The 23,883-nt window shown below is 69.3% G+C and carries 23 protein-coding genes and 2 pseudogenes; 15 read left to right on the forward strand and 10 right to left on the reverse strand.

Translation table 11 applies throughout. The annotated features are described in order from the left end of the window. Positions 1-50 precede the first annotated feature (50 nt). The 3 genes and pseudogenes from ACTJLD_RS37190 to ACTJLD_RS37200 all read right to left on the reverse strand — a co-directional run bounded on the left by ACTJLD_RS37190 (position 51) and on the right by ACTJLD_RS37200 (position 1,808). Positions 51-431: pseudogene (locus tag ACTJLD_RS37190) on the reverse strand (type II toxin-antitoxin system VapC family toxin). Next, positions 431-640 (reverse strand): hypothetical protein, encoded by a 210-nt coding sequence (locus ACTJLD_RS37195; RefSeq protein WP_060082763.1) that lies wholly within the window; start codon positions 638-640, stop codon positions 431-433. The pseudogene ACTJLD_RS37190 and the gene ACTJLD_RS37195 overlap by 1 nt, the downstream one beginning before the upstream one ends. Before the next feature lie 115 nt (positions 641-755). Continuing rightward, entirely contained in the window at positions 756-1,808 is a 1,053-nt protein-coding gene (locus ACTJLD_RS37200; RefSeq protein ID WP_136472646.1) for a LysR substrate-binding domain-containing protein, read from the reverse strand. Between the two features lie 106 nt (positions 1,809-1,914). Here ACTJLD_RS37200 and ACTJLD_RS37205 point away from each other — a divergent pair, with 106 nt between their 5' ends. Then, a complete protein-coding gene (locus tag ACTJLD_RS37205; RefSeq protein WP_440661253.1) occupies positions 1,915-3,195 on the forward strand; it encodes an MFS transporter in 1,281 nt (426 codons plus the stop codon). Positions 3,196-3,249: 54 nt separating this feature from the next. Here the strand turns inward: ACTJLD_RS37205 and ACTJLD_RS37210 are convergent, their stop codons facing one another. Further along, positions 3,250-3,888: a glutathione S-transferase family protein gene (locus tag ACTJLD_RS37210; protein WP_059695277.1), complete on the reverse strand. Its 639-nt coding sequence runs from the start codon at positions 3,886-3,888 to the stop codon at positions 3,250-3,252. 112 nt (positions 3,889-4,000) lie between these two features. Between ACTJLD_RS37210 and ACTJLD_RS37215 the strand changes: the two genes are divergently transcribed. From ACTJLD_RS37215 to ACTJLD_RS37225, 3 genes and pseudogenes are all read left to right on the forward strand, one after another. Beyond that, positions 4,001-4,921, forward strand: a complete 921-nt coding sequence (locus ACTJLD_RS37215; RefSeq protein WP_060199402.1) for a LysR substrate-binding domain-containing protein — start codon at positions 4,001-4,003, stop codon at positions 4,919-4,921. Between the two features lie 266 nt (positions 4,922-5,187). Beyond that, entirely contained in the window at positions 5,188-5,472 is a 285-nt protein-coding gene (locus ACTJLD_RS37220; RefSeq protein ID WP_440661255.1) for a hypothetical protein, read from the forward strand. Between the two features lie 45 nt (positions 5,473-5,517). Continuing rightward, a pseudogene (locus ACTJLD_RS37225) lies at positions 5,518-5,913 on the forward strand (alkaline phosphatase family protein); the annotation flags it as partial. A gap of 165 nt (positions 5,914-6,078) precedes the next feature. On the opposite strand, the gene ACTJLD_RS37230 reads toward ACTJLD_RS37225, so the two are convergent. After that, a complete protein-coding gene (locus ACTJLD_RS37230) occupies positions 6,079-6,702 on the reverse strand; it encodes an RBBP9/YdeN family alpha/beta hydrolase (RefSeq protein WP_027788972.1) in 624 nt (207 codons plus the stop codon). 361 nt (positions 6,703-7,063) lie between these two features. On the opposite strand from ACTJLD_RS37230, the gene ACTJLD_RS37235 reads away from it, so the two are divergent. The 4 genes from ACTJLD_RS37235 to ACTJLD_RS37250 are packed head-to-tail and all read left to right on the forward strand — an operon-like array spanning position 7,064 to position 9,700. Next, entirely contained in the window at positions 7,064-8,005 is a 942-nt protein-coding gene (locus ACTJLD_RS37235) for a 2-hydroxyacid dehydrogenase (RefSeq protein WP_059651113.1), read from the forward strand. Between the two features lie 26 nt (positions 8,006-8,031). Next, on the forward strand, positions 8,032-8,964 hold the full coding sequence (locus tag ACTJLD_RS37240) for a hydroxymethylglutaryl-CoA lyase (RefSeq protein WP_059695268.1): 933 nt from the start codon (positions 8,032-8,034) through the stop codon (positions 8,962-8,964). Positions 8,965-8,990: 26 nt separating this feature from the next. Next, on the forward strand, positions 8,991-9,497 hold the full coding sequence (locus tag ACTJLD_RS37245; RefSeq protein ID WP_027788969.1) for a YbaK/EbsC family protein: 507 nt from the start codon (positions 8,991-8,993) through the stop codon (positions 9,495-9,497). Further along, positions 9,494-9,700 carry a DUF1289 domain-containing protein gene (locus ACTJLD_RS37250; RefSeq protein ID WP_060082755.1) on the forward strand — a complete coding sequence of 69 codons (207 nt, stop codon included), beginning with the start codon at positions 9,494-9,496 and terminating at the stop codon, positions 9,698-9,700. Before ACTJLD_RS37245 ends, ACTJLD_RS37250 begins: the two co-directional genes overlap by 4 nt. A 264-nt stretch (positions 9,701-9,964) precedes the next feature. On the opposite strand, the gene ACTJLD_RS37255 is transcribed toward ACTJLD_RS37250, so the two are convergent. Continuing rightward, positions 9,965-10,867, reverse strand: coding sequence for a DMT family transporter (locus ACTJLD_RS37255; protein WP_027788967.1), 903 nt, complete (start codon positions 10,865-10,867; stop codon positions 9,965-9,967). A 113-nt stretch (positions 10,868-10,980) separates the two neighbouring features. Here ACTJLD_RS37255 and ACTJLD_RS37260 point away from each other — a divergent pair, with 113 nt between their 5' ends. Beyond that, entirely contained in the window at positions 10,981-11,472 is a 492-nt protein-coding gene (locus ACTJLD_RS37260) for an Lrp/AsnC family transcriptional regulator (protein WP_011353413.1), read from the forward strand. A gap of 28 nt (positions 11,473-11,500) precedes the next feature. Here the strand turns inward: ACTJLD_RS37260 and ACTJLD_RS37265 are convergent, their stop codons facing one another. Continuing rightward, the gene (locus ACTJLD_RS37265) at positions 11,501-12,397 is read right to left on the reverse strand and encodes an alpha/beta fold hydrolase (RefSeq protein ID WP_440661259.1); all 897 of its coding nucleotides are present in this window, start codon (positions 12,395-12,397) and stop codon (positions 11,501-11,503) included. A gap of 290 nt (positions 12,398-12,687) precedes the next feature. Between ACTJLD_RS37265 and ACTJLD_RS37270 the strand changes: the two genes are divergently transcribed. Then, positions 12,688-13,647, forward strand: coding sequence for an NAD(P)H-dependent flavin oxidoreductase (locus ACTJLD_RS37270; protein ID WP_027788966.1), 960 nt, complete (start codon positions 12,688-12,690; stop codon positions 13,645-13,647). A gap of 103 nt (positions 13,648-13,750) precedes the next feature. Here the strand turns inward: ACTJLD_RS37270 and ACTJLD_RS37275 are convergent, their stop codons facing one another. From ACTJLD_RS37275 to ACTJLD_RS37285, 3 genes are all read right to left on the reverse strand, one after another. Continuing rightward, positions 13,751-14,713 (reverse strand): LysR family transcriptional regulator, encoded by a 963-nt coding sequence (locus tag ACTJLD_RS37275; RefSeq protein ID WP_021157442.1) that lies wholly within the window; start codon positions 14,711-14,713, stop codon positions 13,751-13,753. Between the two features lie 180 nt (positions 14,714-14,893). Then, entirely contained in the window at positions 14,894-15,970 is a 1,077-nt protein-coding gene (locus tag ACTJLD_RS37280) for a porin (protein WP_027788965.1), read from the reverse strand. 345 nt (positions 15,971-16,315) lie between these two features. Beyond that, complete coding sequence (locus ACTJLD_RS37285; protein ID WP_027788964.1) at positions 16,316-16,798, reverse strand: hypothetical protein; 483 nt, start codon at positions 16,796-16,798, stop codon at positions 16,316-16,318. A 348-nt stretch (positions 16,799-17,146) separates the two neighbouring features. On the opposite strand from ACTJLD_RS37285, the gene ACTJLD_RS37290 reads away from it, so the two are divergent. From ACTJLD_RS37290 to ACTJLD_RS37310, 5 genes are all read left to right on the forward strand, one after another. Next, entirely contained in the window at positions 17,147-18,178 is a 1,032-nt protein-coding gene (locus ACTJLD_RS37290) for a bile acid:sodium symporter family protein (protein WP_059492026.1), read from the forward strand. Positions 18,179-18,407: 229 nt separating this feature from the next. Then, positions 18,408-20,246: an EAL domain-containing protein gene (locus tag ACTJLD_RS37295; RefSeq protein WP_440661263.1), complete on the forward strand. Its 1,839-nt coding sequence runs from the start codon at positions 18,408-18,410 to the stop codon at positions 20,244-20,246. A 384-nt stretch (positions 20,247-20,630) separates the two neighbouring features. After that, the gene (locus tag ACTJLD_RS37300) at positions 20,631-21,650 is read left to right on the forward strand and encodes a LacI family DNA-binding transcriptional regulator (protein ID WP_060082752.1); all 1,020 of its coding nucleotides are present in this window, start codon (positions 20,631-20,633) and stop codon (positions 21,648-21,650) included. Further along, on the forward strand, positions 21,647-22,927 hold the full coding sequence (locus ACTJLD_RS37305) for an AGE family epimerase/isomerase (RefSeq protein WP_027788958.1): 1,281 nt from the start codon (positions 21,647-21,649) through the stop codon (positions 22,925-22,927). The genes ACTJLD_RS37300 and ACTJLD_RS37305 overlap by 4 nt, the downstream gene beginning before the upstream one ends. Beyond that, positions 22,924-23,832 carry a carbohydrate kinase family protein gene (locus ACTJLD_RS37310; RefSeq protein WP_440661266.1) on the forward strand — a complete coding sequence of 303 codons (909 nt, stop codon included), beginning with the start codon at positions 22,924-22,926 and terminating at the stop codon, positions 23,830-23,832. The genes ACTJLD_RS37305 and ACTJLD_RS37310 overlap by 4 nt, the downstream gene beginning before the upstream one ends. Positions 23,833-23,883: the final 51 nt, after the last annotated feature.

Below are 23,883 nucleotides of genomic sequence, written 5' to 3' on the forward strand. Positions count from 1 at the left end.
ACGCCCCGTGAGGCGCCGGCGACCGACGGCTTTCGTGCCGACAAATCGCTTCAAACTGTCAGAACGAGAGACAGGCCGTACCGTGCAAGATGGGTATCGGCCGTCACGAGCTGAAGCGGCTCGAGCCATGCCTGCGCGACCAGCAAGCGATCGAACGGATCGCGATGGTGGTGCGGCAAATCGCGCACTGCCGCGCCATGCACGGCACGAACCGGTAGCTCGCGAATCCCGCTCGAGCCGATCGCGCGGATCAGCTTGCCGACGTCGATATCGAGCTTCCCCAAGCCGGCCTTGATGGCGGCCTCCCAGATACTCGCGCTGCTGGCGAAACGCTCGTCGGCGGCCGAAATCAGTCAGCGCGCCCGTGCGCTGAGCTTGGGGTCATCGGTCACGATCCACAACAAGACGTGCGTGTCGAGCAACAACCGCATCAGCGCCCTTCGAACGCATCCAGCAGGTAATCGGGCAGCGGCGCATCGAAATCGTCCGCGATCCGGGCCTGCCCTTGCAGGACACCGAACCGAACGGGCGGATTGGCAGACACGAGTCGACCGGCTGACGCCCCGTCGTCGCGGATCGTGGTATCTGCCCGTTGGGCCGGATCGACCGCACCGGCGCCGGGCGCATTCGCGTTTTGCATGACGACCTCCGTTTCAAGTGATCATCACTGTAGTCAGGTTCACCCGATCGATCCATTCGGCCAATCGGCAGAGGGGCTGCCGAACCGCAACCCGCGGCGGCAATCGAACGTTTCGTCACGCCGCCAGCGCCGCCACCGCCCCCTCCGTCGCATCCCGCACCGCCTGCGTCACGATCCACGCGAGCCGGTCGACAGTCGGCGTCGCCGACGACGTGCGCCGCAGCAGGATCAACGGCAGGCTCGGCAACGCAGGCAATCCGAGCGAAGCCGCATCGAGCACGCGCACCGACGCGGGCAGTCCGTAATGCGAACGCACCGTCAGCCCGAGGCCGGCCGCCGCCGCGGCCCATAACCCGGCGAGACTCGGCGTCGTGAATGCAACGCGCCACGGCACGCCCGCGCGGTCGAGCGCATCGGTCGCGGCGCCGAAGAACCGGCACGGCCGGTCGAACACGACGAGCGGCAGCGCCTCGCCCGCGGCACGGCCGCCCGTTGAAGCGTGCGCGGCAGCCGCCCCGACTTCCGCCCCTTCGTCGGCCCCACCCGGCACGCCGAACCCGCCCGCCCCCGCCGCCCCGACCCACTGCATCGGCACCTGCGCGATCACCTCGCTGTCGATACCCGGCCGCGACAGCAGCGCAGCCGACACCGGATCGCCCCACACCAGCGCGAGATCGAGCTGGTTCGCGTCGAGCCGGTCGAGCAGGTCGGCATTGCGCGCCACGCGCGCCTCGATCCTCACCTTCGGATGCGCGCGCGCGAACCGCCCGAGCACGTCGGGCAAAATCGCCTCCCCGAAATCCTCCTGCAATCCGACGCGCACCCAGCCGTCGAGATTGACGCCGCGCACGGCCGCGGCCGCCTCGTCGTTCAGCTCGATCATCCGCCGCGCATAACGCAGCATCGCGTCGCCGGCATCGGTCAGCGCAAGCCCGCGCCCGGATTTCACGAACAACGGCGTGCCGGCCTGCTCCTCGAGCTTGCGGATCTGCGCGCTCACCGCCGACGACGAGCGCGCGACACGGTCGGCCGCCTTCGCGAAACTGCCGAGATCCACGCCCGCGACGAGGCTGCGCAGCGCCGCCACGTCGAAGTTGGGCCTGGCCAGCGCGGCATCGGCCAGCGCGAGCGACTCGCCGCCGCCGCGTGGAATGTCTTGTCCGGGCATTTCAACCATCCTGTTTTATCGAACGATTCATCAAGAACTTTCCGATTTTCAGGATGAATGTAGGTCGCCAGACTGTGGATGTCAATTTCCAACCGGGCCTGCCGCCATGGATACCACCTGCATCGCCTCCCCCTCCTCGCCCGCCCGCGATGTACGCGGCCCGGCCCATCGCTGGCGCGTGCTGGCCGCCGGCGTGGCCGCGAACATGAGCTTTTCGGCCGCGGCGGCCGGCATCCCGACCACCGCCGTGTGGATGCGCTCGGCCTACCACCTCGACAACGGCGCACTCGGCCTCGTGCTCGGCGCGCTCGGCTTCGGCGTCGCGCTGTCCGAGCTGCCGTGGGGGATCGCCGCCGACCGCTTCGGCGATCGCCGCGTGCTGCTGACCGGGCTCGTCGCGACGGCCGCGATGCTCGCGCTGATGGTGTGCACGATCGTCCCGAGCGCGCACGCGGTGCCGCCGCTGGCGCGCGTCGTCGTGGCGATGTGCTGCGTCGGCCTGCTCGGCGGCAGCGTGAACGGATCGAGCGGACGCGCGGTGATGCGCTGGTTCGGCGAGCGCGAACGCGGGCTCGCGATGAGCATCCGCCAGACGGCCGTGCCGCTCGGCGGCGGCGTCGGCGCGGCGCTGCTGCCGTCGCTCGCGTCGCACCTGGGCTTCGCGGCGGTATTCGGTGCGCTGATGCTGCTGTGCGCCGGGTCGGCCGTGCTGACGTGGCGCTGGCTGCACGAACCGCCCGCCGAACCGGCTGTCGCACACGGTGCCGCGCATCGACCGGCCGCTCGGCCGCAACCCGCGCAACCCGCGCGGCTCGCGCACGGCCCGCTCGCGAGCGCCCGCGTGTGGCGCATCGTGCTCGGCATCGGCCTGCTGTGCGCGCCGCAATTCGCGGTGCTCACGTTCGCGACGGTGTTCCTGCACGACTTCGGCCGGCTCGGCCTCGCCGGCATCAGCGCGGCGATGGTCGTGTTGCAGCTCGGCGCGATGGTGATGCGCGTCTGGAGCGGCCGCCATACCGACCGGCACGGCAACCGGCGCGCGTACCTGCGCGGCTCGGTGCTCGTCGCGGCCGGATCGTTCACGCTGCTTTCCGCCGCGACGGCCGGCAGCCCGCACGTGCCGCTCGCCGCGATTGTCGCGATTCTGGTGTTCGCGGGCGTGTGCGTATCGGCGTGGCATGGCGTCGCGTACACGGAGCTCGCGACGCTCGCGGGTGCGAACCATGCGGGCACCGCGCTCGGGATGGCGAACACGGTCGTCTACCTCGGGCTGTTCGCGACGCCGCTCGCGATCCCGCCGCTGCTCGCCGTCAGTTCGTGGAGCGTGGTCTGGCTCGCGGCCGCGCTGGTTGCCGGCGCAACCTATCCGCTGTTCGCCACGCGCTAGCGGCCGCGCGCGGCACGCGGGCACCGCGGCCCCGCCACGACGCCCGCATCCCGATCAGGCCGCTTCGCGCGCCAGCGCGCGGCGCACGGCCGGCCGGTCGGCCTCACGCTGCGCATGCGCGGTCCATGCGGGGTGCCGCGCCATGTCGAGCCCGATCGCGACACCCCAGCGATACAGCACGAACAGGAACGGATCGACGATCGAATGCGCGCCCGGCTCGGCCCACGTGCGGCCGTCGGCGAGCGCGGCTTCGATCGTCTCGTTCGCGGCTTCGATCACGCCGCGCCCGTGCGTGCTGACTGCCCCGTGCAGCGCGGGATCGCCGATGAAGCGGCCCGGCCGCCACAGCGCACCGTAGCCGACGCCATGCACCCAGCCGACCAGCCAGGCGAGCCATTCGTGGCATCGCGCCTCGCGCAGCGGGTCGCCGAGCGGCAGCAGTTGCGCGTCCGGGTAACGGCGCGCGAGATACGTGAGGATCGCGGGCGTTTCGGTCAGCACGCGCGGCTCGCCCGGAATCTCGAGCACGGGCACGCGTGCCTTCGCGTTGATCGCGAGATAACGCGCTTCGAGGTTCTGCTGCTTCTGCACGGAGACGATCTCGACGTCGAACGGCGCGCCGGTTTCCTCCAGCGCGATGTGAGCGGCGAGCGAGCAGGCGCCCGGCGAAAGATAGAGACGATATGCGTTCATGGTGGCGTGGCCCGACGGGACTGTGGAAGACGGAACCGAGTGTAGGAACGCGTGCATGCCCGCCGCAAACGATGAATTGTCGTGCTCGGGCATTAGTGCTACTAATACCCGCATGAAACGCATCCACCTTCCTCCGCTGCAGACGCTGCGCGCGTTCGAGACCGCCGTGCGGCTGCAGAGCTTCACGCGCGCGGCCGACGCGCTCGCGCTCACGCAAGGCGCCGTCAGCCAGCACATCCGCGCGCTCGAGGCGCAGCTCGGCTACCCGCTCTTCACGCGCGAGCGCAACGGCGCGACGCCGACGCACGCCGCGCACGCGCTCGCGCTGCAGGTGCGCCAGGGCCTCAGCGTGCTCGAGCGCGCGTTCGAGCCGGCCCTCGCCGCGCGCAGCCGCCCGCGCACCTGCGACGTCACGCTGAACGTCAGCGTGCTGCCGAGCGTCGCCGAACGCTGGCTCGCGCCGCGCCTGCCGCGCTTCTCGGCCGTGCATCCGCACATCGCGATCGCGCTGCACCCGGACGTGGCGCTCGCGCCGCTGCGCAAGCGCGACCGCATCGACGTCGCGCTGCGCTACGGGCCCGGCACGTGGCCGGGCGTGGTCGCCGAGAAGCTGATGAACGAGACGATCTTCCCGGTCGCGAGCCCCGCGTACCGCAATCGCGACGGCGTCGCACCGCGCACGCCGGCCGATCTCGTGCGCGCCACGCTGCTGCGCCATCCCGCGCAGCCGTGGGAACCGTGGCTCCAGGCCGCGCGGCTCGACCTCACCGAATCCGCGCGTGCGCCGCGTTTCACCGATGCGAACGCGCTGATCGACGCAACCTTGAAAGGACGCGGCGTCGCCCTCGCGCGCCGCTCGCTGATCGAGCCCGAACTCGCGGACGGCACGCTCGTGCGCGTATCGTCGGTGCGCGTGACCGACGTGTATGCGCACTACGTCGTGTGGCGCCCCGGCCATCCGCACGAATCGGCGATCCGAACCTGGCTCGACTGGCTGCGCAGCGAAGTGCGGCGGCGCACGCCGCGGCACTGACGCAACGCGATCGGTTGCTCGCGTTCATCGTCAACGGTCAGGCTGCCTTGGACGCGCTCACGCATCGCATCGCGCGCCCGGGTAAAAGTGCCCGCCTCGCAACGTCCGCCGGGAAATATTGCGCGCCCGCCACGCCGTGCAGGCGGATGGTCAGGATATCGAAAGCAATCCGCGATCACGCGACAGTCGCAAACGATTCACCGAAACGTCGCATCGCACCGGCATACTCGAAAACGTTTCCCGATCAGCCTGCCAGGAGAGAAGTCATGCGTCGCGTTTCCGCCGTCGTCGTTTTTTGTACCGCCGCTTTCGTCGCCGCCTGCAGCGACGACGCGCCGCACGACGCACACACGACCGACGCGTCCCAGCAGGCCGGCGCATCGGCCGGCTCCGCCAGCGCATTCAACCGCGATGCATCCGCGAACGCCGCCGCGTCCGACGCAGCGCCGCTCGCGCCGCCCGTCGTGCACTACCCGCCCGATGACGACGACGACGCAAAACCCGCGGCAAATGCGGCCGCGTCGAGTGCCGCCGCGTCGTCGCCAGGCTGATCCCGCCGCTTCCGTCCCCCGACCGCAGAACCGAGGTGAAATAACATGACGTCATCGAGCCGCCGCCGTTTCCTGCATACCGTCGCACAATCCGCGGGCGCCGCCGTCGCGCTCAACGCCTTCCCCGAATCGATCCGCCGCGCGCTCGCGATTCCCGCCGCGCGCGGCACCGGCACGATCCGCGATGTCGAGCACATCGTCGTGTTCATGCAGGAAAACCGCTCGTTCGATCATTACTTCGGACACCTGCGCGGCGTACGCGGCTACAACGACCGCTTCCCGATCCCGCTGCCCAACGGCAAGCCGGTGTGGTACCAGCCGTCGAAGGCCGACCCGGGCAAGCCGGTGCTGCCGTTCCGGCTGAACACGCTGACGACGAGCGCGCAGTGCGTCGGCGATCTCGACCACTCGTGGTACAAGACGCACGCGGCGATCGACGGCGCGGCCGGCACGTTCTCGCGCCGTTTCGCGGGCCACGTCGAAAACGGCCGGCCGAGCTATTCGGATCCGGCGGCGGTGCGGCCCGTGTCCGCGGCATAAGCGCGACGGCACGGCATGGCGCGGCAGCCGCCGCGCCGCACGGGTCGCCCGCCCGGCCCGGCGGAATCAGATCGCGTGCGCGAGCGCGCGATCGACGAGCGCGGCCTCGAAGCCGTCGTCCGCGTCGCGAAAGCGCAGCGGTGCCGCGCAGTGGACGAGCGTGTCGATGAAGTACTTCGCGCGCGGCCACGGCCCGAAGCCGGCCGCGGTGTTGATGTGCCCGGCGTCGCCGAGGTTCACGAACGCGCTGCCCAGGTGCTGCGCGAGCGTGCGAGCGTCGGCAAGCGGCATCCACGGATCGGTCTCGCTGCCGATCACGATCGACGGCACGGCGAGCCGGCGCGCGTCGAACGGCCCGGCAAACGTGAATTTCTTCGGACTGGCGGGCGCGACGAGCAGCACGCCCGCGACATCGCCCGTACGCGGCCACTGCGCGAGCGCATGCGCGGTCGCGAGGCAGCCGAAGCTGTGCGCGGCCAGCACGAACGGGCCGCGTTCGCGGTCGAGCAAGGTGCGCACCGATTGCGCCCAGCGCGCGAGATCGGGCGCATCCCAGTCGTCCTGCTCGACGCGCAGCGAGCGCGGGAACTGCCGTTCGAGCCAGGTCTGCCAGTGAGCGCCTTCGCTGCCGTGCAGGCCCGGAACGGTAACGAGGCGCGGCGGCCACGCCGATTTGCTGCATGCGCGCATGATTGCCCTCGCTTGCTTGAAGACGGGATTCGATTGTGGCGCGGCGCGCCCGGCGGCCGAACCAATATTTTGTGCTTTGCTTTTGCGCGGGGCGGCCTTCCGCGGGGCGGCCCTCCGCGGGGCGGCCACGCCGGTCGCCCGCGCAGATCGCCCGCCCCGCGCACCGGCGCGCGATGCGCCGCGAAACCGTAGAATGTGGGCTTCCCGTCAGCTTCACACGGAACCGGGGCCGGGCGCCGATGCGCGCCGGGCGCCCGGTCGTCAGGAGACGCCCGATGTCCGCTACGCCCGCCGGCGCGCCGCGCCCGGCTCCGCTCGCCGTTCCCGTGACGCGCCTCGCCGGCGCGCGCGCAGTCGTCCAATGAAGATCCTGTTCCATTCCCCGCACCAGGAAGCAGGCGCGTGGCGCGACGAGATCGCGCATGCGCTGCCGGAAGCCGAACTGCGCGCGTGGCAGCCGGGCGACACGGCCGCCGCCGATTACGCGCTCGTCTGGCGCGCGCCGCGCGAATTCTTCACCCCGCGCGACGGCCTGCGCGCGATCTTCAACCTCGGCGCCGGCGTCGACGCGCTACTCGCGCTCGACCGCGCGCAACCGGGCACGCTGCCGCCGCACGTGCCGCTCGTGCGGCTGGAAGATTCGGGCATGGCGCAGCAGATGGTCGAATACGTGACGCACGCGGTGCTGCGCTACCTGCGCCGCTTCGACGAATACGACGCGCAGCAGCGCGAGCGCCGCTGGCAGCCGCTCGAGCCGCATGCGCGCGCCAGCTTCACCGTCGCCGTGCTCGGCCTCGGCGTGCTCGGCGCGCAGGTCGCGCTCGCGCTCGCCGCGCTCGGCCTGCCCGTGCGCGGCTACAGCCGCAGCGCGAAGCAGCTCGACGGCGTCACGACCTTCGCCGGCGACGGTGCGTTCGATGCGTGCATCGACGGCGCGAAGGTGCTCGTCAACCTGCTGCCGAGCACGCCCGACACCGACGGCATCCTGTCGTCCCGCACATTCGCGCGGCTCGCGCCCGGTGCGTATGTCGTCAACGTCGCGCGCGGCGCGCATCTCGTCGAGGCCGACCTGCTCGACGCGCTCGCGAGCGGCCGGATCGCCGCCGCGACGCTCGACGTGTTCCACCAGGAGCCGCTGCCCGACGATCACCCGTTCTGGCGCGCGCCGCGCATCACGATCACGCCGCACAGCTCGGCCGAGACGCTGCGCGCGGAGGCCGTCGAGCAGATCGCCGGCAAGATCCGCGCGCTCGAGCGCGGTGAGCGCATCGGCGGCATCGTCGACTACGCACGCGGCTACTGAACCTGCAAGCAAACCTGGAGACAACCATGACGTTCCCCACCGCCGTCAAGATCGTCGAAGTCGGCCCGCGCGACGGGCTGCAGAACGAGAAGACCTTCGTGCCGACCGACGTGAAGATCGCGCTCGTCGACCGGCTCTCGCGCGCCGGCTTCCGCAACGTCGAGGCCGCGTCGTTCGTGTCGCCGAAATGGGTGCCGCAGATGGCCGACGGCGCCGACGTGATGGCCGGCATCGAGCGCCGCGCGGGCACCGTGTACTCGGTGCTCACCCCGAACCTGAAAGGCTTCGAGAATGCGCTCGCCGCGCGCGCCGACGAAGTCGTGATCTTCGGTGCGGCCAGCGAGGCGTTCTCGCAGCGGAACATCAACTGCAGCATCGCCGAGAGCATCGCGCGCTTCGAGCCCGTCGCGAAGGCGGCGAAGGATGCGGGCGTGCGGCTGCGCGGCAGCGTGTCGTGCACGCTCGGCTGCCCGTACCAGGGCGAAGTGCCGGTCGCATCGGTCGTCGACGTCGTCGAGCGCTTCGCGGCGCTCGGCTGCGACGAGATCGACATCGCCGATACGATCGGCGTCGGCACGCCGAAGCGCACGCGCGAAGTGCTGTCGGCCGTCACGCGCGTGTTCCCGCGCGAACGCCTGTCGGGCCACTTCCACGACACCTACGGCCAGGCACTCGCGAACATCTACGCGGCGCTGTTCGAAGGGATCGAGATCTTCCACGCGTCGGTCGCGGGCCTCGGCGGCTGCCCGTACGCGAAGGGCGCGACCGGCAACGTCGCGACCGAGGACGTGCTGTACCTGATGCAGGGCCTCGGCATCGACACCGGCGTCGATCTCGCGCAGGTCGTCGCTGCCGGCGACTTCATCTCGAACGCGATCGGCCGCGCGAACGTGTCGCGCGCCGGTCGCGCATTGCTCGCCAAGGCGCAGAGCGCGGCCGACGCCGCGAACTGCGTATAACCCCGGTATTCGATGGATTCCTCAACATGACGACACCCGCTTCATTCGATTCCCTCCCCGATTCCGCGCGACGCGTCGCGCTGCTGCTGCGCGAGCGCGGCCATGCGAAAGGCATCGTGATGCTCGCCGAAACCGGCAAGACGTCGGCCGAGGCCGCGGCCGGGCTCGGCTGCTCGGTCGCGCAGATCGCGAAGTCGATCCTGTTTCGCCGCCAGTCGGACGGCGCGCCGGTGCTCGTGGTCGCGAGCGGCGTCAATCGCGTCGACGAGAAGAAGGTCGCCGCGCAGGTCGGCGCGGTCGGCCGCGCGGACGCGAAGTTCGTGCGCGACAACACCGGCTATGCGATCGGCGGCGTCTGCCCGATCGGCCATCTCGTCGAACCCGTCACGCTGATCGACGCCGACCTGCTCGAGCTCGACAGCCTGTGGGCGGCCGCCGGCCATCCGCACGCGGTGTTCAACCTGTCGCCGAACGAACTGGTGTCGCTGACGGGCGCGCCGGTCGCGGACGTCGCATTGCGGGAATCCGCATGAGCGACGTCGTGGCACCGGTCGGCACGGTGGCCTCGCCGTGCACCGACGTATGCCGGATCGATCCGCGCACCGACTGGTGCGCGGGTTGCCTCCGTACGCGCGACGAGATCAAGGGATGGCGCGCGTCGGATGACGACGCGAGGCGCGTGCTGCTCGCGCGGCTCGATGCGCGGCGGCGCCTGATTGCGAGGAGCGGTGCATAAAAAAAAGCCGTTCAGCCTGACGGGCGAACGGCATCGAGATCGGAATCCTGTGAACGTGATCAACGTCACAGCCCGCATCATACGAGCGACGCGCACCGCTCGCATCGGGTGTTTCCCTACAACTTCTTACAGCGTCTTCCACGCGTGCGCGGGCCCCGCTTTTGCTCGCCATGCGCACGCCATCCGCGCGCAATATCCGCTCCCGAAACTCGCATTCGACGCGCCGCCGTGACACCCGCCGCGACGCCGAATCGTACGACCGTTTCAGTTGCCGACCGCCGCGCGACGCGCGGGCACGATGCGCCAGCCGAGATTCACGCCGGCCGCCGCGAGCAGGATCAGCAGCGCGCCGAGCACCTGCGTCCACGCGAGCGTCTGCCCGAACGCGAAGTGATCGACGACGATCGCGACGACCGGATAAACGAACGACAGCGCGCCGGTCATCGCGGTCGGCAGCTTCTGGATCGCGCCGTACAGCAGCACGTACATCAGGCCCGTGTTGACGACGCCGAGCACGATCAGGTCGAGCCACTGCCCGGCCGTCGCGGGCAGCGTGCCGAAGTGGGCGAACGGCGCGAGCAGCACGATGCCGATACCGGCCTGCAGCAACGCGAGCAGGTGCGGCGGCGTCCCCTTCAGGTGCTTCGTGACGATCGACGAGATCGCATACAGGAACGCCGCGCCCAGCGACAGCGCGACGCCCTCCAGATATTCGCCCGGCACCGCGAGCACGGCCGGCTCGACGCGCACCACGGCGACGAGCCCGACGAACGCGAGCGCGAGCCACGCGAGCGTCGACGCGGTGATCCGCTCGCGGAACACGATCGCGCCGAGCGCGACGAGCATGAACGGCTGCGTGTTGTAGACAGCGGTCGCCATCGAGATCGATGCACGCGAATAGGCGGCGAACAGCAGCAGCCAGTTCGCGACGATCGCGATGCTGCCGAGCGTCGCGAGCGCGAGCATCCGCGGCGAGAACAGCGCGCGGCGCAGGAAGCCGAATGCCGCGCAGACGATCGCGAGCGTCGCGGCGCCGAACAGGCAGCGGAAGAACACGACGTTCGTCAGCGGCTGCTGCGACGACATCACGAGCCAGCCGATCGTGCCGGACATCAGCATCGCGACGACCATCTCGGCGGCACCGCGGCGAATTTCATTCGAGGCCATCATGAACTCCATTGAAAGAGAGTGGATGACCTCGATTCTAGAAACTTGCCTTCGCCGCAACCACGGCTAAACTGAAGCGAATCAGCCGATTGACCTTCGAAAGCAAAGCGATCATGCCGAAACGCCTTTCCCCGCCCGCCGTCGCGTCGCTCGACGCGACCGACCGCGCGATCCTCGCGGCGCTGGCCGACGACGCGCGTATCGCAACCAGTGAACTTGCCCGGCAGATCGGGCTGTCGGCCCCCGCGACCGCCGATCGTGTGCGGCGGCTCGAGGCGCAAGGCGTGATCGCCGCGTTCACCGTCGAGCTCGACCCGCGCGCGCTCGGCTACACGCTGCAGGCGATCGTCCGCGTGAAGCCGCTGCCCGGCCAGTTGCATCTCGTCGAAGAGATGCTGCGCCGGATTCCCGAATTCGTGGAGTGCGACAAGGTCACCGGCGACGACTGCTTCATCTGCCGGCTCTACCTGCGCACGATCGCGCACCTCGACGACATCCTGTCGAAAGTGACGGAGCGCGCCGAGACGAGCACCGCGATCGTGAAATCGACGCCGGTGCCGCGCCGGCTGCCGCCGCTCGTCGAGGACGACGGCGCGCACCGCTGAGCAGCCGGCACGCGCCGCCCGTGTGCCGTCAGGCGGCCGCGTCGCGCGCCTCGAAGAACGCGAGCAGTTCGTCGATCAGCGCGACGGGCGCCTCTTCCGGAATGTAGTGCCCGCAGTCGAGCGCGCGGCCGCTGACGTCGCGCGCGACGCGACGCCATTCGTCGAGCGGATCGAAGCAGAGGCCGACGATCCCGTGCTCGCCCCACAGCACGCGCAGCGGGCACGCGACCTTGTTGCCGCGCTCGAGATCCGCACGGTCGTGCTCGAGATCGATCGTCGCGGATGCGCGGTAGTCCTCGCACATCGCATGCACGGCGCCCGGCTGCGCGAGCGCGGCCCGGTACGCGGCGAGCGCCTCGGGTGCGAACGGCGCGAGCCCGGCGGACCGGTTGCCCATCACGCGTTCGATGTACGCATCGGTATGCGCGCCGACCAGCGTCTCGGGCAGCGGCTCCGGCTGTATCAGGAAGAACCAGTGGAAATACGCGGTCGCGAACGCGCGATCGGTTTTCTCGTACATCGCGAGCGTCGGCGCGATATCGAGCAGCATCATCCGCTCGACGGCATCCGCATGATCGAGCGCGAGCCGGTGCGCGACCCGCGCGCCGCGATCGTGCGCGCACACATGGAATTGCTCGAAGCCGAAATGCCGCATCACGGCGACCTGGTCGGCCGCCATCGCACGTTTCGAATACGGCGCGTGCTGCGCGTCGCTCGGCGGCTTGCCCGACGCGCCGTAACCGCGCAGGTCGGTGGCGATCACCGTGAAATGATTCGCGAGCGTCGCGGCAACGCGATGCCAGATCATGTGGGTTTGCGGATGTCCGTGCAGCAACAGGAGCGGCGGACCCGCGCCTCCTTTGACACCGAAAATGTCGGTGTCCTGCACCGTCACGCGAAACGGTGCAAACGCCTCAAACGACATGGTTTGTTTCTCGTTGGTTTGTTATGGCGGTTATTTTAGGAGCGCCGGCGCGTCTTCACAGCGCGGTAAACACCAGAATCCCTAGAAAGAGAACACTCACTCGATTGCCGCCACACCGCGCGATTTGCTAAGCTCGCGTAGAATCGCACGATCGTTCGTATTAATAAGGACGACCTCGTTTTGCAGCTTCGCTTTACCGCTTCGTTCCGCAGCTACACTCGAATGACCGTTCGACCGCAAAGCATGGCGGCGGCGCGACCGCGGCCGCCCCTGGAGACTGGAGACATTACATGGCATTGCCCACCGTCCTGCAGAACCTGACGCTGCCCGTCATCGCGTCGCCGATGTTCATCGTCAGCTACCCCGAACTCGTGCTCGCGCAATGCAAGGCGGGCATCGTCGGTTCGTTCCCCGCACTCAACGCCCGTCCGGCCGAACTGCTCGACGAGTGGCTCACGCAGATCCAGTCCGAGCTGGCCGACCACAAGGCGAAGCACCCCGACGCCGTGATCGGCCCGATCGCGGTCAACCAGATCGTCCATCAGTCGAACACGCGGCTCGAGCACGACGTGCGCGTGTGCGTCGAGCACAAGGTGCCGATCTTCATCACGAGCCTGCGCGCGCCGGCGCGCGAGATCGTCGACGCGGTGCACAGCTACGGCGGCATCGTGCTGCACGACGTGATCAACCTGCGTCACGCGCAGAAGGCGCTCGAAGCCGGTGTCGACGGGTTGATCCTCGTCGCGGCCGGCGCAGGCGGCCACGCGGGCACGACGTCGCCGTTCGCGCTCGTCGGCGAAGTCCGCAAGATCTTCGACGGCCCGATCGTGCTGTCCGGCTCGATCGCGAACGGCGGCTCGATCCTCGCCGCGCAGGCAATGGGCGCCGATTTCGCGTACATGGGCACGCGCTTCATCGCGACGCAGGAAGCGCACGCGATCGACGACTACAAGCACGCGATCCTGAACGCGAAATCGTCGGACATCATCTACACGAACCTCTTCACGGGCGTGCACGGCAACTACATCCGCGAGAGCATCGAGAAGGCGGGCCTCGATCCGGACGCGCTGCCGGAATCCGACAAGACCAAGATGAATTTCGGCGGCGACAAGACGAAGGCGTGGAAGGACATCTGGGGCGCCGGCCAGGGCGTCGGCCTGATGGACGACCTGCCGAGCGTGGGCGCGCTCGTCGAGCGCCTGAAGCGCGAGTACGACGACGCGAAGGCGCGGCTCGGCATCCCGCGCTGACGGCCTTCGCCGGCGCGCATCCCGTCGGACCAAACAAAAAAGCGCGAGCTGCAACGGCTCGCGCTTTTTGTTTTCATCGCCCCGCCGCGGCGGGATGCGCGGTTCACACCGCGCGCTTCATCCGCGTGATCGGCAGCACGCGCAGGCGCGATTCGATCGACGGGCACAGCGACTGCCCTTCGAAACGCGCCGCCAGGAAATCGACGAACGAACGCACCTTCGCGGACACGTGACGGCGGCTCGCGTAGACCGCATAGATCGGCGCCTCGTGCGGCGGCACCGCATCGATCAGCACCGGCACGAGCCGGCCGGACTCGATGTCGTCGCCGACCACCTCGGTGCCGAGCAGCGCGATGCCCGCGCCCGCGAGCACGGCCGCACGCAGCCCTTCGAGATGGTTCACGATCAGGTTGCCGTTCAGGTTCACGCGCGACGCGGCGGCCGCGTCGATCACCAGCGCGTCGAGCATCGTCGAATTCGAGTCGCGCCGCAGGTAGTTGTGGTGCGCGAGATCGGCGATCGTCTGGGGCGTGCCGTGCTTCTCGAGATACTCGGGCGACGCGACCAGCAGGATGTGCGCGGTCGCGATCTGCCGCGCGACCAGCGACGACGATTTCAACCCGTTCGGCGCCGCACGCACCGCGACGTCGTAGCCTTCCTCGATCAGGTCGACCACGCGATCGGACAGCGTCATGTCGACGGTCACGTCCGGGAACCGGCCCGCATAATCGGTGACGGCCTGCATCACGTGCCGCAGCCCGAACGCGGACAGCGACGTGACGCGCAGCCTGCCTTGCGGCACCACGCTCGCGGCGCCGACGGCCTGCCCGGCTTCGTCGAGTTCCGACAGCGCCTGCACGAGGCGCTCGTAGTATTCGCGTCCGGCCTCGGTAGGCGCGACGCGTCGTGTCGTGCGATGCAGCAGCCGCGCACCGAGCTGCTGCTCGAGATGCATCACGTGCTTGCTCGCCATCGCAGCCGACATCTGCATGCGCTCAGCCGCGCCGACGAAGCTGCCCACTTCGACGACGTAGCGAAACACATTCATGCTGACGAGGGTATCCATCGAACTCGCTCGTAATGACGGGGGAATGGTCCAATTACGAGATAGGGTAACAAAGGCGGGGAAACAGAAAGGTCAAGAAAGGCAAAACGGCGCCGCGGGTGGCGGCGCCGTTCCGGCGGGAAAACATGCAGCCCGGACGCGCTTTTCGCACGCGTCCGGCGCGGCGGTCGCGCGTGCGCGTCAGAACTTCGCGCGGATGCCGGCGCCGAACGTGTTGCCGTTCGACAGGCCGCTGATGTGGTCGTTCATGTAAGCCGCGTAGACGTCCGTGCGCTTGGACAGCGGATAGTCGTAGCCGACGGCCCAGGTCTGGCGCGTCTGGTCGAGGCCGCCCGCGTCGCGCGAGTACGCGTACGACGCCATCGCGTTGCCCACGCCGAGCGGCACCGACACGCCGCCCTGCGCGGTATTCACGTGCCAGCTGCCCGCGACCTGGTCGTTCTTCGTATACATGTACTGGCCGAACAGCTTCACGTACTTCAGGTCGTAGGTCGCGCCGACTTGCGCGATGCCCTGGCTCTTCATGCCGGCCACCAGCGCGCTCAGGTCGCGCGGGCCGTTGTTGAAGTTCACGTACTGGTAGACCGCAGTCGCCGCGAACGGGCCGTTCGCGTAGTTGAACTGCGCGCTCCACTTCTTCGAGCCGTTGTCGCCGGCCTGGTTGCCGAACGCGTACATCGCGCCGAAATTCAGGCCACCGAACGAAGGCGACGTGTACGACAGCGCGTTGTTCCAGCCCGAATCGCCGACGGCACCCTGGTCGCTCGGGTAGGTCGGGAACGTGCCGAGGCCGAGGAACACGTGGTACACCATCGGCGAGAAGGTGTACGAGTCGTAGAACGGGTTGAACAGGATCGTCGACAGGAACAGGTGCGTCGTCAGGCGGCCGGCCGTCACCGTGCCGTACGGCGAATCGATGCCGACGTACGCGTTGCGTGCGAAGAACGTGTCGCCCTGGAAGCGGCCGAACTGGCCGTTCTGCGCGCGGAAGAAGCTTTCCAGCGTGAAGATCGCCTTGTAGCCGTTGCCGAGATCCTCGGCGCCGTGCATGCCCCAGTACGACGTCGACATCCCGCCGCCGCTCACGTTCCACGCGCGGTCGCCGCCCGGGAACTTGGTGGCGCCGACCCATTCGTCGACCTGACCGTAGAGCGACACGCTCGACTGTGCATGGACGGGAGCGGTAGCCGCCACGCAGGCAGCCGCGGCGATCAGCTTGACGGACGTGCGCGACGCACGGCGAGCGAATGCTTTCATTGGATCTCCAGATTTTGTCGAATTGTCGATAAGTGGCGCGAGCGTTGTTTTTTGGAGCCGAGTGCTTGCGTCGTATGGGGCGCAGCCATCTTTACGGATCATTCGTCCGGTCAAAATTGCGCACACTTATTGCGGGTATAGCGGCAGCATTAACTTCGCGGAATTGATACATGGCCGGGTACCCGCCGACGGCCCGGCGTGGACGCGGTCGCACGGCCGGACGGCCGCGTGGCACATGCGAGCCGGGCGCGAAAGATAGCGCAATGCGACGGGAAAATCAGCGGAAATCTGTGCGCGACTGTGGCGAATTCGCATCAGCCGCCGGAGGGACGAGCGCGCGGGCGCTCAGTTTCGGTAGAACGGGGAGAAATACGGCGAGTGCGCAGGCTCTTCCTGCGAGCGGGGCGGCGGCATCGGACGGCCGCCGCGCTCCTCGTTGTAGCGCGCGACGTCGGCGCGGATCGAACCGGCGCGCAGCGGCACGTTGCCGCCGCCCGGCGGCCGCGGCATCTGGCGCACGTCGGCGCTGATCGGGCGATACGGGCTTTGCGCGGCGTAATGACCGTACGACGGCGTCGGCCGCAGCCCCCAGCGGGAACCGTAGCCGCTCACGCCGCCGGCGCGTGCGCCGACGGGGGGCGTGACGTGGCGCCAGACGGGAACCCCGCCGGCCGGCTGACCGTATGCGCGCATGTCGCCGCCACCGAAACCGTGGCCGCCGAATGCATGACCGCCGTGCGGCGGCTGCGCGAGCGCGAACGGCATCAGCAACGCGCCGAGTGCGCCTGCGACCCATCGTCCGATCTTCCGTTTCACCCGTTCCGTCATCGTGCAATGCCTGTCCATGCCCGCCGCCGGCTCCTTTCGGCCGACCCAAGGCTTTCAGCAGTAATTTATGAGCGCGCCGAAAGCGTGTCGAGCCAAAAAGTGTTATGTCGCCGGCATCGGTGTAACACCATGTTACTGCTAGGTTTTTTCACTTCGGCACGCGACCGGGACAGAACATTCTTCTGCCGTTTTGCGCATGGCCGGGCCGGTGCCGTGAACGCAGTCGCATGAGACTGATTCATCAATCGATTCCCACAATGAATTTGTGTAGTGAATCATCAACCGGGACAATGGCGCCATCCGCGCGCGCGCGACGCGCGCCCCCGTCGTTTCCGAATCGAGTTCCCGATGGCCCGTCCCCGTTTTCTTCCCGACAACTTCACGCTCGCGCTCGTCGGCACCGTCGTGCTCGCGAGCCTGCTGCCCTGCCGCGGCCCGGCCGCCCACGCGTTCAACTGGGCGACCAACATCGCCGTCGGCCTGCTGTTCTTCCTGCACGGCGCGAAGCTGTCGCGCGAAGCCGTCGTCGCGGGCGCGACCCACTGGCGGCTGCACGCGGTCGTGCTGCTCAGCACGTTCGCGCTGTTCCCGCTGCTCGGCCTCGCGCTGAAGCCGGTGCTGCAGCCGCTCGTCACGCCGACGCTGTACGCGGGCGTGCTGTTCCTGTGCACGCTGCCGTCGACGGTCCAGTCGTCGATCGCGTTCACGTCGATCGCGAAGGGCAACGTGCCGGCCGCCGTGTGCGCGGCATCCGCGTCGAGCCTGCTCGGGATCTTCGTCACGCCGGCGCTCGTCGGGCTGATGATCACGTCGCAATCGGCCGCCGCCGCGTCGCCGTGGAGCACCGTCGGCAGCATCGTGATGCAGCTGCTCGTGCCGTTCATCGCCGGCCAGTTGCTGCGGCCCGTGATCGGCGGCTGGATCGACCGCAACCGCGGCGTGCTGCGCTTCGTCGACCAGGGCTCGATCCTGCTCGTCGTCTATGTCGCGTTCAGCGAGGCCGTCAACGAAGGCCTCTGGCACCAGATCCCGCCGCGCGCGCTCGGCGGCCTGCTCGTCGTCAACCTCGTGCTGCTCGCGATCGCGCTCCTGCTGACCGCGTTCGTCAGCAAGCGGCTCGGCTTCAACCGCGCCGACCAGATCACGATCATCTTCTGCGGATCGAAGAAGAGCCTCGCGGCCGGCGTGCCGATGGCGAAGGTGATCTTCTCGGCGAACGCGGTCGGGGCGATCGTGCTGCCGCTGATGCTGTTCCACCAGATCCAGCTGATGGCGTGCGCGGCGCTCGCGCAGCGCTGGGGCGCGCGCGACATGAGCGGCGAGCACGACGAGGGCGACGCGGCATCGGCGCCCGGCGCGCTGAGCGCGGGCAAGCGCTGACGATCGGGGCGGCGGGACGGCCGCCGGGTGGTGCCGTCCCGGGGCTCTGCCTTCCGCCTTTCCGCCTTTCCGCCTTTCCGCCTCCCGGCGCAACGCCCTTCCACCCACGCACCGACACGCCCCCGACGCGATGCACCAGCAACGCCCGTCGCGTCACGAAATCTTCATTCAACTCTCCGCGAGCGGTGCCGTTAAGTCGGGCGTCCCGTCGATTCGGCTGCCCTCGCCCATGCCCGCGCCCCACCCCGACTCCGCCGCCACCCGCACCACGCGCCTGATCGCGGATCGTGCGCTGGCCGCCGTCTTCCAGCCGATCGTCGATCTCGGGTCGGGGACGGTCGTCGGCTACGAGGGCCTGATACGCGGCCCGCGCGGCACCGACCTCGAAACGCCCGCCGCGCTGTTCGCGCAGGCCGCGCGCGACGGCGAGACCATCGCGCTCGAACAGGCCGCCGCGCTCACCTGCCTCGACGCGTTCGCAGCGCTCGGCTGCGACGGCAAGCTGTTCCTCAATTTCAGCGCGGGCACGATCCTGCAGCTCGCGCGCGAACGCGAGCGCGCCCGCCAACTGCTCGACCGTGCGCGGGTCGGCGCCGAGCGCATCGTGATCGAACTGACCGAGCAGAACGCGACGACGGACATCGCCCACATCGGGCCGGCCGTCGCGTCGCTGCGCGACGCCGGCGTCCAGTTCGCACTCGACGACTACGGCACCGCGAACGCGAGCATGAACCTGTGGCTGCGCCTGCATCCGGACGTCGTGAAGATCGACCGCTTCTTCATCCACGACATCGCGCGCGACCCGCTGAAGTTCGAGGCCGTGAAGGCGATGCAGCACTTCGCGCAGGCGAGCGGCGCGCAACTGATCGCGGAAGGCATCGAGAACGAAAGCGACCTGATCGTCGTGCGCGACATGGGCATCTGCTGCGTGCAGGGCTTCCTGCTCGGCCGGCCGAACGCGCGGCCGTCGCGGGTCGTCGCACCGGCCGCGCGCGACGCGATCCGCGCGCCGCACATCGCGGTGTTTCCCGGCGCGACGCGCCCGGTGCGGCCGGCCGGCACGATCGCCGGAAAGATGCTGGTTCCGGCGCCGGCGCTGCCGCGCGACGCGACCAGCAACGACGTGCTCGACCTGTTCAACCGGATGCCCGACCTGCATGCGGTCGCACTCGTCGAACGCGGGCGGCCCGTCGCGCTCGTGGATCGCCGCGGCTTCATCGACCGCTTCGCGCTGCCGTACCACCGCGAGGTGTTCGGGAAGAAGCCGTGCCTGCCGTTCGCGAACGACGCGCCGCTGATGATCGACAACGCGACGACGTTCGAGCAGCTCGCGATGCTGCTCGCGAGCCACGACCAGCGCTACCTCGCGGACGGCTTCGTCATCACCGAACACGGCCGCTATGTCGGGCTCGGCACCGGCGAGAGCCTCGTGCGCGCGGTGACCGAGATGCGCATCGAGGCCGCCCGCTATGCGAACCCGCTGACGTTCCTGCCCGGCAACATCCCGATCAGCGCGCACATCGACCGCCTGCTCCAGCGCGACGCCGGCTTTCATGCGTGCTACGTCGACCTGAACCAGTTCAAGCCGTTCAACGACCAGTACGGCTACTGGCAGGGCGACGAGGTGCTGAAGTTCGCCGCGACGGTGCTGGCCGGCGTGTGCGATCCGCAGCGCGACTTTCTCGGGCACGTCGGCGGCGACGATTTCCTCGTGCTGTTCCAGCGCGACGACTGGCGCCAACGCGCCGCCGACGCGATCGCGCGCTTCAACGACGGCGCGCAGCGCTTCTACACGCAGGCCGACCGGCAGGCGGGCGGGCTGCGCGGCGAGGACCGCCACGGCAACCCGGCGTTCTTCGGTTTCGTGACGATGGCGATCGGCGCGGTCGGCGTGCCGGCCGGCGCGCACGGCGCGAAGCGCTACGGCAGCGACGAGATCGCATCGGTCGCCGCGCTCGCGAAGCGGCGCGCGAAACAGCAGCCGGGCGGGCTCGCGGTCGTCGATCTCGACGCGGGCCGCGCCGCGCTGCGCGATCGCGGCGAACCGCCGGCCATGGCAATACGCTGACCGGCGGGCAGCCGGCCTCGCTCGTTCGCGCACGCGAGGTGCCCGATGCGGCGGCGATGCGCCGTCGTCCGTCACGCCCGGACGCCCACCGCGCTGCCGGGCCGGTCGTTGCGCCCGCCCTTCCCGCCGGCCTGAGCAAGCCGCCGGGCACACGTGCGCGCATGCGCGAAGCCGGCACGCTGGCCGCCGCTTCCCGCTCGCCGGACACCCGCACGTCCACCTTGCCTTTTTCGCGTTTTGTTTAGTATTTTTAGTAACGTCGTTTTCGCAGATTAGCGCTTAAAAACCGGTAATTTTCGGGTATTCCCCGGTTATCCGGCCCGAATTCCGCGATGCGTTTTACTATACAATCGCTTTCACCCTAAACAAACCGGACCCCGAACGATGGGTACCACCATTCGCGATGTGGCGCGGGCGGCAGAGGTCTCGATCGGCACCGTCTCCCGCGCGCTGAAAAACCAGCCGGGCCTGTCCGAAGCCACGCGTGCGCGCATCGTCGAGATCGCGCAGCGGCTCGGCTACGATCCCGCGCAGCTGCGGCCGCGCATCCGCCGGCTCACCTTCCTGCTGCATCGCCAGCACAACCGCTTTCCGGCCAGCCCGTTCTTCTCGCACGTGCTGCACGGCGTCGAGGACGCCTGCCGCGAGCGCGGCATCGTGCCGACGCTGCTGACGGTCGGGCCGAACGACGACGTGCTGCGCCAGATGCGCCCGCACGCGCCCGACGCGATCGCGGTGGCCGGCTTCATCGAGCCGGAAACGATCGAGGCGCTCGCCGCGACCGGCCGGCCGCTCGTGCTGATCGACCTGTGGGCGCCCGGCCTGCGCTCGGTGAACATCGACAACGCAACGGGTGCGGCGCTCGCGATGCGTCACCTGCTCGCCACCGGCCGCACGCGGATTGCGTTCATCGGCGGCTCGGCCGCGCACTACAGCATCGCGCAGCGCGCGATCGGCTACCGGCGCGCGTTCTTCGAAGCCGGGCGGCTGTTCGATCCCGCCTACGAAGTGACGATCGACGCGGGGCTCGATCCCGACACGGGCGCCGCGCGCGCGATGGAGCAGCTGCTCGACGCACCGGGCCCGCGCCCCGAAGCCGTGTTCGCGTACAACGACGCGGCCGCGCTCGCCGCGCAGCGCGTGTGCACCGCACGCGGCCTGCGGATTCCGGACGACATCGCGATCGTCGGCTTCGACAACATCCCGGCCGCCGCGCACGCGAGCCCGCCGCTCACGACGCTCGCGGTCGACAAGGAAGCGCTCGGCCGCCGCGGCGTCGAGCTGCTGCTCGCCGACTCGCCAGAACGCACCGAGATTTCCCTGCCCGTCGAGCTGATCGTGCGGGCCAGCAGTCAGCCCGCCGGCTCCCCGGCACTCGATACCGCCACGGTCACCGAATCATGAACATGCCCCCGGTCCAACCCTGCACGGCCGCGCCGGCCGCCCACACGCAAGCCGCGCCGTTCGTCGCGAGTTTCCGCGATCCGTCGTTCCTGCTGTCGCACATCGAGGACACGCTGCGCTTCTACGCAACGAACGCGTTCGACCCGACGGGCGGCTTCTACCACTACTTCCGCGACGACGGCAGCATCTACAACCGCACGTCGCGCCACCTCGTCAGCAGTTGCCGGTTCGTCTTCAACTACGCGATGGCGTACCGGCATTTCGGCGATCCGCGCCACCTGGAATACGCGCGCCACGGGCTGCGCTTCCTGCGCGACGCGCACTGGGACGACGAACTGCAGGGCTACGACTGGGAACTCGACTGGCGCGACGGTGCGAAGCGCGCGACGCTCGACGGCACGCGCCACTGCTACGGGCTCGCGTTCGTGCTGCTCGCGGCCGCGCACGCGACGATGGCCGGCATCGACGAGGCACGCCCGCTGATCGCGGCCACCTACGAGCTCGCCGAGCACCGCTTCTGGGACGCGGCCGCGGGCCTCTACGCGGACGACGCGACGCCGAACTGGATCGTGTCGTCGTACCGCGGCCAGAACGCGAACATGCACATGACCGAGGCGCTGCTCGCGGCCCACGAGGCGACCGGCCACCTCACGTACCTCGATCGCGCGGAAAAGCTCGCGTCCCACATCACGCAGCGCCAGGCCGCGCTGTCGGGCGGGCTCGTGTGGGAGCACTACCACGCCGACTGGTCGGTCGACTGGGACTACAACAAGGAAGACAGTTCGAACATCTTCCGCCCGTGGGGCTTCCAGCCCGGGCACCAGACCGAATGGGCGAAGCTGCTGCTGATCCTCGAACGGCACCGCCCGCTCGACTGGCTCGTGCCGCGCGCGGCCGAGCTGTTCGACGCCGCGCTCACGCACGCATGGGACGCCGACCACGGCGGCCTGTACTACGGCTTCGGCCCCGACTTCACGATCTGCGACCACAACAAGTATTTCTGGGTGCAGGCGGAGACCTTCGCGGCGGCCGCGATGCTCGGCGCGCGCACCGGCAGCGAGCGCTTCTGGGACTGGTACGACGAGATCTGGCGCTATAGCTGGGCGCACTTCGTCGATCACCGCTACGGCGCGTGGTACCGCATCCTCACCTGCGACAACCGCAAGTACAGCGACGAGAAAAGCCCGGCCGGCAAGACCGACTATCACACGATGGGCGCGTGCTACGACGTGCTGGCAACCCTCGCGCGCGCGCAGCGCAGCGAGCCGACGCAATGAGCGGCGGCACGTTTCCGGCTTTCGTGTCGGCAGGCGACATCCTGACCGACATGGTGCGCGCGAGCGATGCGCAATGGACGTCGGTACCGGGCGGCGCCGGCTGGAACGTCGCGCGCGCGGTTGCGCGGCTCGGCGTGCCGAGCGCGCTCGCGGGATCGATCGGCGAAGACTGCTTGTCCGACGTGCTGTGGCGCACGAGCGACGCGGCCGGGCTCGACCTGCGCTTCCTGCAGCGCGTCGCACGGCCGCCGCTGCTCGCGATCGTTCACGAGACACGCCCGCCCGCGTATTTCTTCATCGGCGAAGCAAGCGCCGATCTCGCGTTCGATCCGGCGCGGCTGCCGGCCGGCTGGATCGACCACGTGAAATGGGCGCATTTCGGCTGCATCAGCCTCGTGCGCGAGCCGCTCGCCGGCACGCTGGCCGCGCTCGCGGCCGACCTGCACGCGCGCGGCGTGAAGATCAGCTTCGACCCGAACGTCCGGAACCTGATGACGGCCGCGTACCGGCCGACGCTGGAAAAGATGGCCGCGCTCGCCGACCTGATCAAGGTGTCCGACGAGGACCTGCGGCACCTGTTCGGCGGCGACGGCCCCGACGCGATTGCCGCGGTGCGCACGCTGAACCCGCGCGCGGCCGTGCTCGTCACGCGCGGCGCACAGGCGGCGACGCTCTACGCGGACGGCGACGTGCATGAAGCCAGCCCGCCGCGCGTCGAGGTGGCCGACACCGTCGGTGCGGGCGACGCGTCGATCGGCGGCATGCTGTTCAGCCTGATGGCCGCGCCGCAGCGCACGTGGCGCGAGCATCTCGTGTTCGCGCTGGCCGCAGGTGCCGCGGCGTGCCGGCATACGGGTGCGCACGCGCCGACGCTCGACGAGGTCGTCGCACTGATCGAACGCTGACGGCACGCCGATGGCACGAACGGTGACCGGACGCTGTTCGGTCACCGATAA

The sequence above is a fragment of the Burkholderia sp. 22088 genome, from assembly GCF_052045915.1.
Classification (GTDB): Bacteria; Pseudomonadota; Gammaproteobacteria; order Burkholderiales; family Burkholderiaceae; genus Burkholderia; species Burkholderia cepacia.

Coding starts and splice junctions, on each gene's coding strand:
- ACTJLD_RS37275 (WP_021157442.1), bottom strand. CDS start 14,713: ATGGATACCCTCGTCAGCATGAATGTGTTTCGCTACGTCGTCGAAGTG.
- ACTJLD_RS37295 (WP_440661263.1), top strand. CDS start 18,408: ATGCCCGCGCCCCACCCCGACTCCGCCGCCACCCGCACCACGCGCCTG.
- ACTJLD_RS37235 (WP_059651113.1), top strand. CDS start 7,064: ATGAAGATCCTGTTCCATTCCCCGCACCAGGAAGCAGGCGCGTGGCGC.
- ACTJLD_RS37300 (WP_060082752.1), top strand. CDS start 20,631: ATGGGTACCACCATTCGCGATGTGGCGCGGGCGGCAGAGGTCTCGATC.
- ACTJLD_RS37260 (WP_011353413.1), top strand. CDS start 10,981: ATGCCGAAACGCCTTTCCCCGCCCGCCGTCGCGTCGCTCGACGCGACC.
- ACTJLD_RS37245 (WP_027788969.1), top strand. CDS start 8,991: ATGACGACACCCGCTTCATTCGATTCCCTCCCCGATTCCGCGCGACGC.
- ACTJLD_RS37285 (WP_027788964.1), bottom strand. CDS start 16,798: ATGACGGAACGGGTGAAACGGAAGATCGGACGATGGGTCGCAGGCGCA.
- ACTJLD_RS37200 (WP_136472646.1), bottom strand. CDS start 1,808: ATGCCCGGACAAGACATTCCACGCGGCGGCGGCGAGTCGCTCGCGCTG.
- ACTJLD_RS37205 (WP_440661253.1), top strand. CDS start 1,915: ATGGATACCACCTGCATCGCCTCCCCCTCCTCGCCCGCCCGCGATGTA.
- ACTJLD_RS37270 (WP_027788966.1), top strand. CDS start 12,688: ATGGCATTGCCCACCGTCCTGCAGAACCTGACGCTGCCCGTCATCGCG.
- ACTJLD_RS37290 (WP_059492026.1), top strand. CDS start 17,147: ATGGCCCGTCCCCGTTTTCTTCCCGACAACTTCACGCTCGCGCTCGTC.
- ACTJLD_RS37240 (WP_059695268.1), top strand. CDS start 8,032: ATGACGTTCCCCACCGCCGTCAAGATCGTCGAAGTCGGCCCGCGCGAC.
- ACTJLD_RS37210 (WP_059695277.1), bottom strand. CDS start 3,888: ATGAACGCATATCGTCTCTATCTTTCGCCGGGCGCCTGCTCGCTCGCC.
- ACTJLD_RS37305 (WP_027788958.1), top strand. CDS start 21,647: ATGAACATGCCCCCGGTCCAACCCTGCACGGCCGCGCCGGCCGCCCAC.
- ACTJLD_RS37215 (WP_060199402.1), top strand. CDS start 4,001: ATGAAACGCATCCACCTTCCTCCGCTGCAGACGCTGCGCGCGTTCGAG.
- ACTJLD_RS37250 (WP_060082755.1), top strand. CDS start 9,494: ATGAGCGACGTCGTGGCACCGGTCGGCACGGTGGCCTCGCCGTGCACC.
- ACTJLD_RS37195 (WP_060082763.1), bottom strand. CDS start 640: ATGCAAAACGCGAATGCGCCCGGCGCCGGTGCGGTCGATCCGGCCCAA.
- ACTJLD_RS37310 (WP_440661266.1), top strand. CDS start 22,924: ATGAGCGGCGGCACGTTTCCGGCTTTCGTGTCGGCAGGCGACATCCTG.
- ACTJLD_RS37280 (WP_027788965.1), bottom strand. CDS start 15,970: ATGAAAGCATTCGCTCGCCGTGCGTCGCGCACGTCCGTCAAGCTGATC.
- ACTJLD_RS37255 (WP_027788967.1), bottom strand. CDS start 10,867: ATGGCCTCGAATGAAATTCGCCGCGGTGCCGCCGAGATGGTCGTCGCG.
- ACTJLD_RS37220 (WP_440661255.1), top strand. CDS start 5,188: ATGCGTCGCGTTTCCGCCGTCGTCGTTTTTTGTACCGCCGCTTTCGTC.
- ACTJLD_RS37230 (WP_027788972.1), bottom strand. CDS start 6,702: ATGCGCGCATGCAGCAAATCGGCGTGGCCGCCGCGCCTCGTTACCGTT.
- ACTJLD_RS37265 (WP_440661259.1), bottom strand. CDS start 12,397: ATGTCGTTTGAGGCGTTTGCACCGTTTCGCGTGACGGTGCAGGACACC.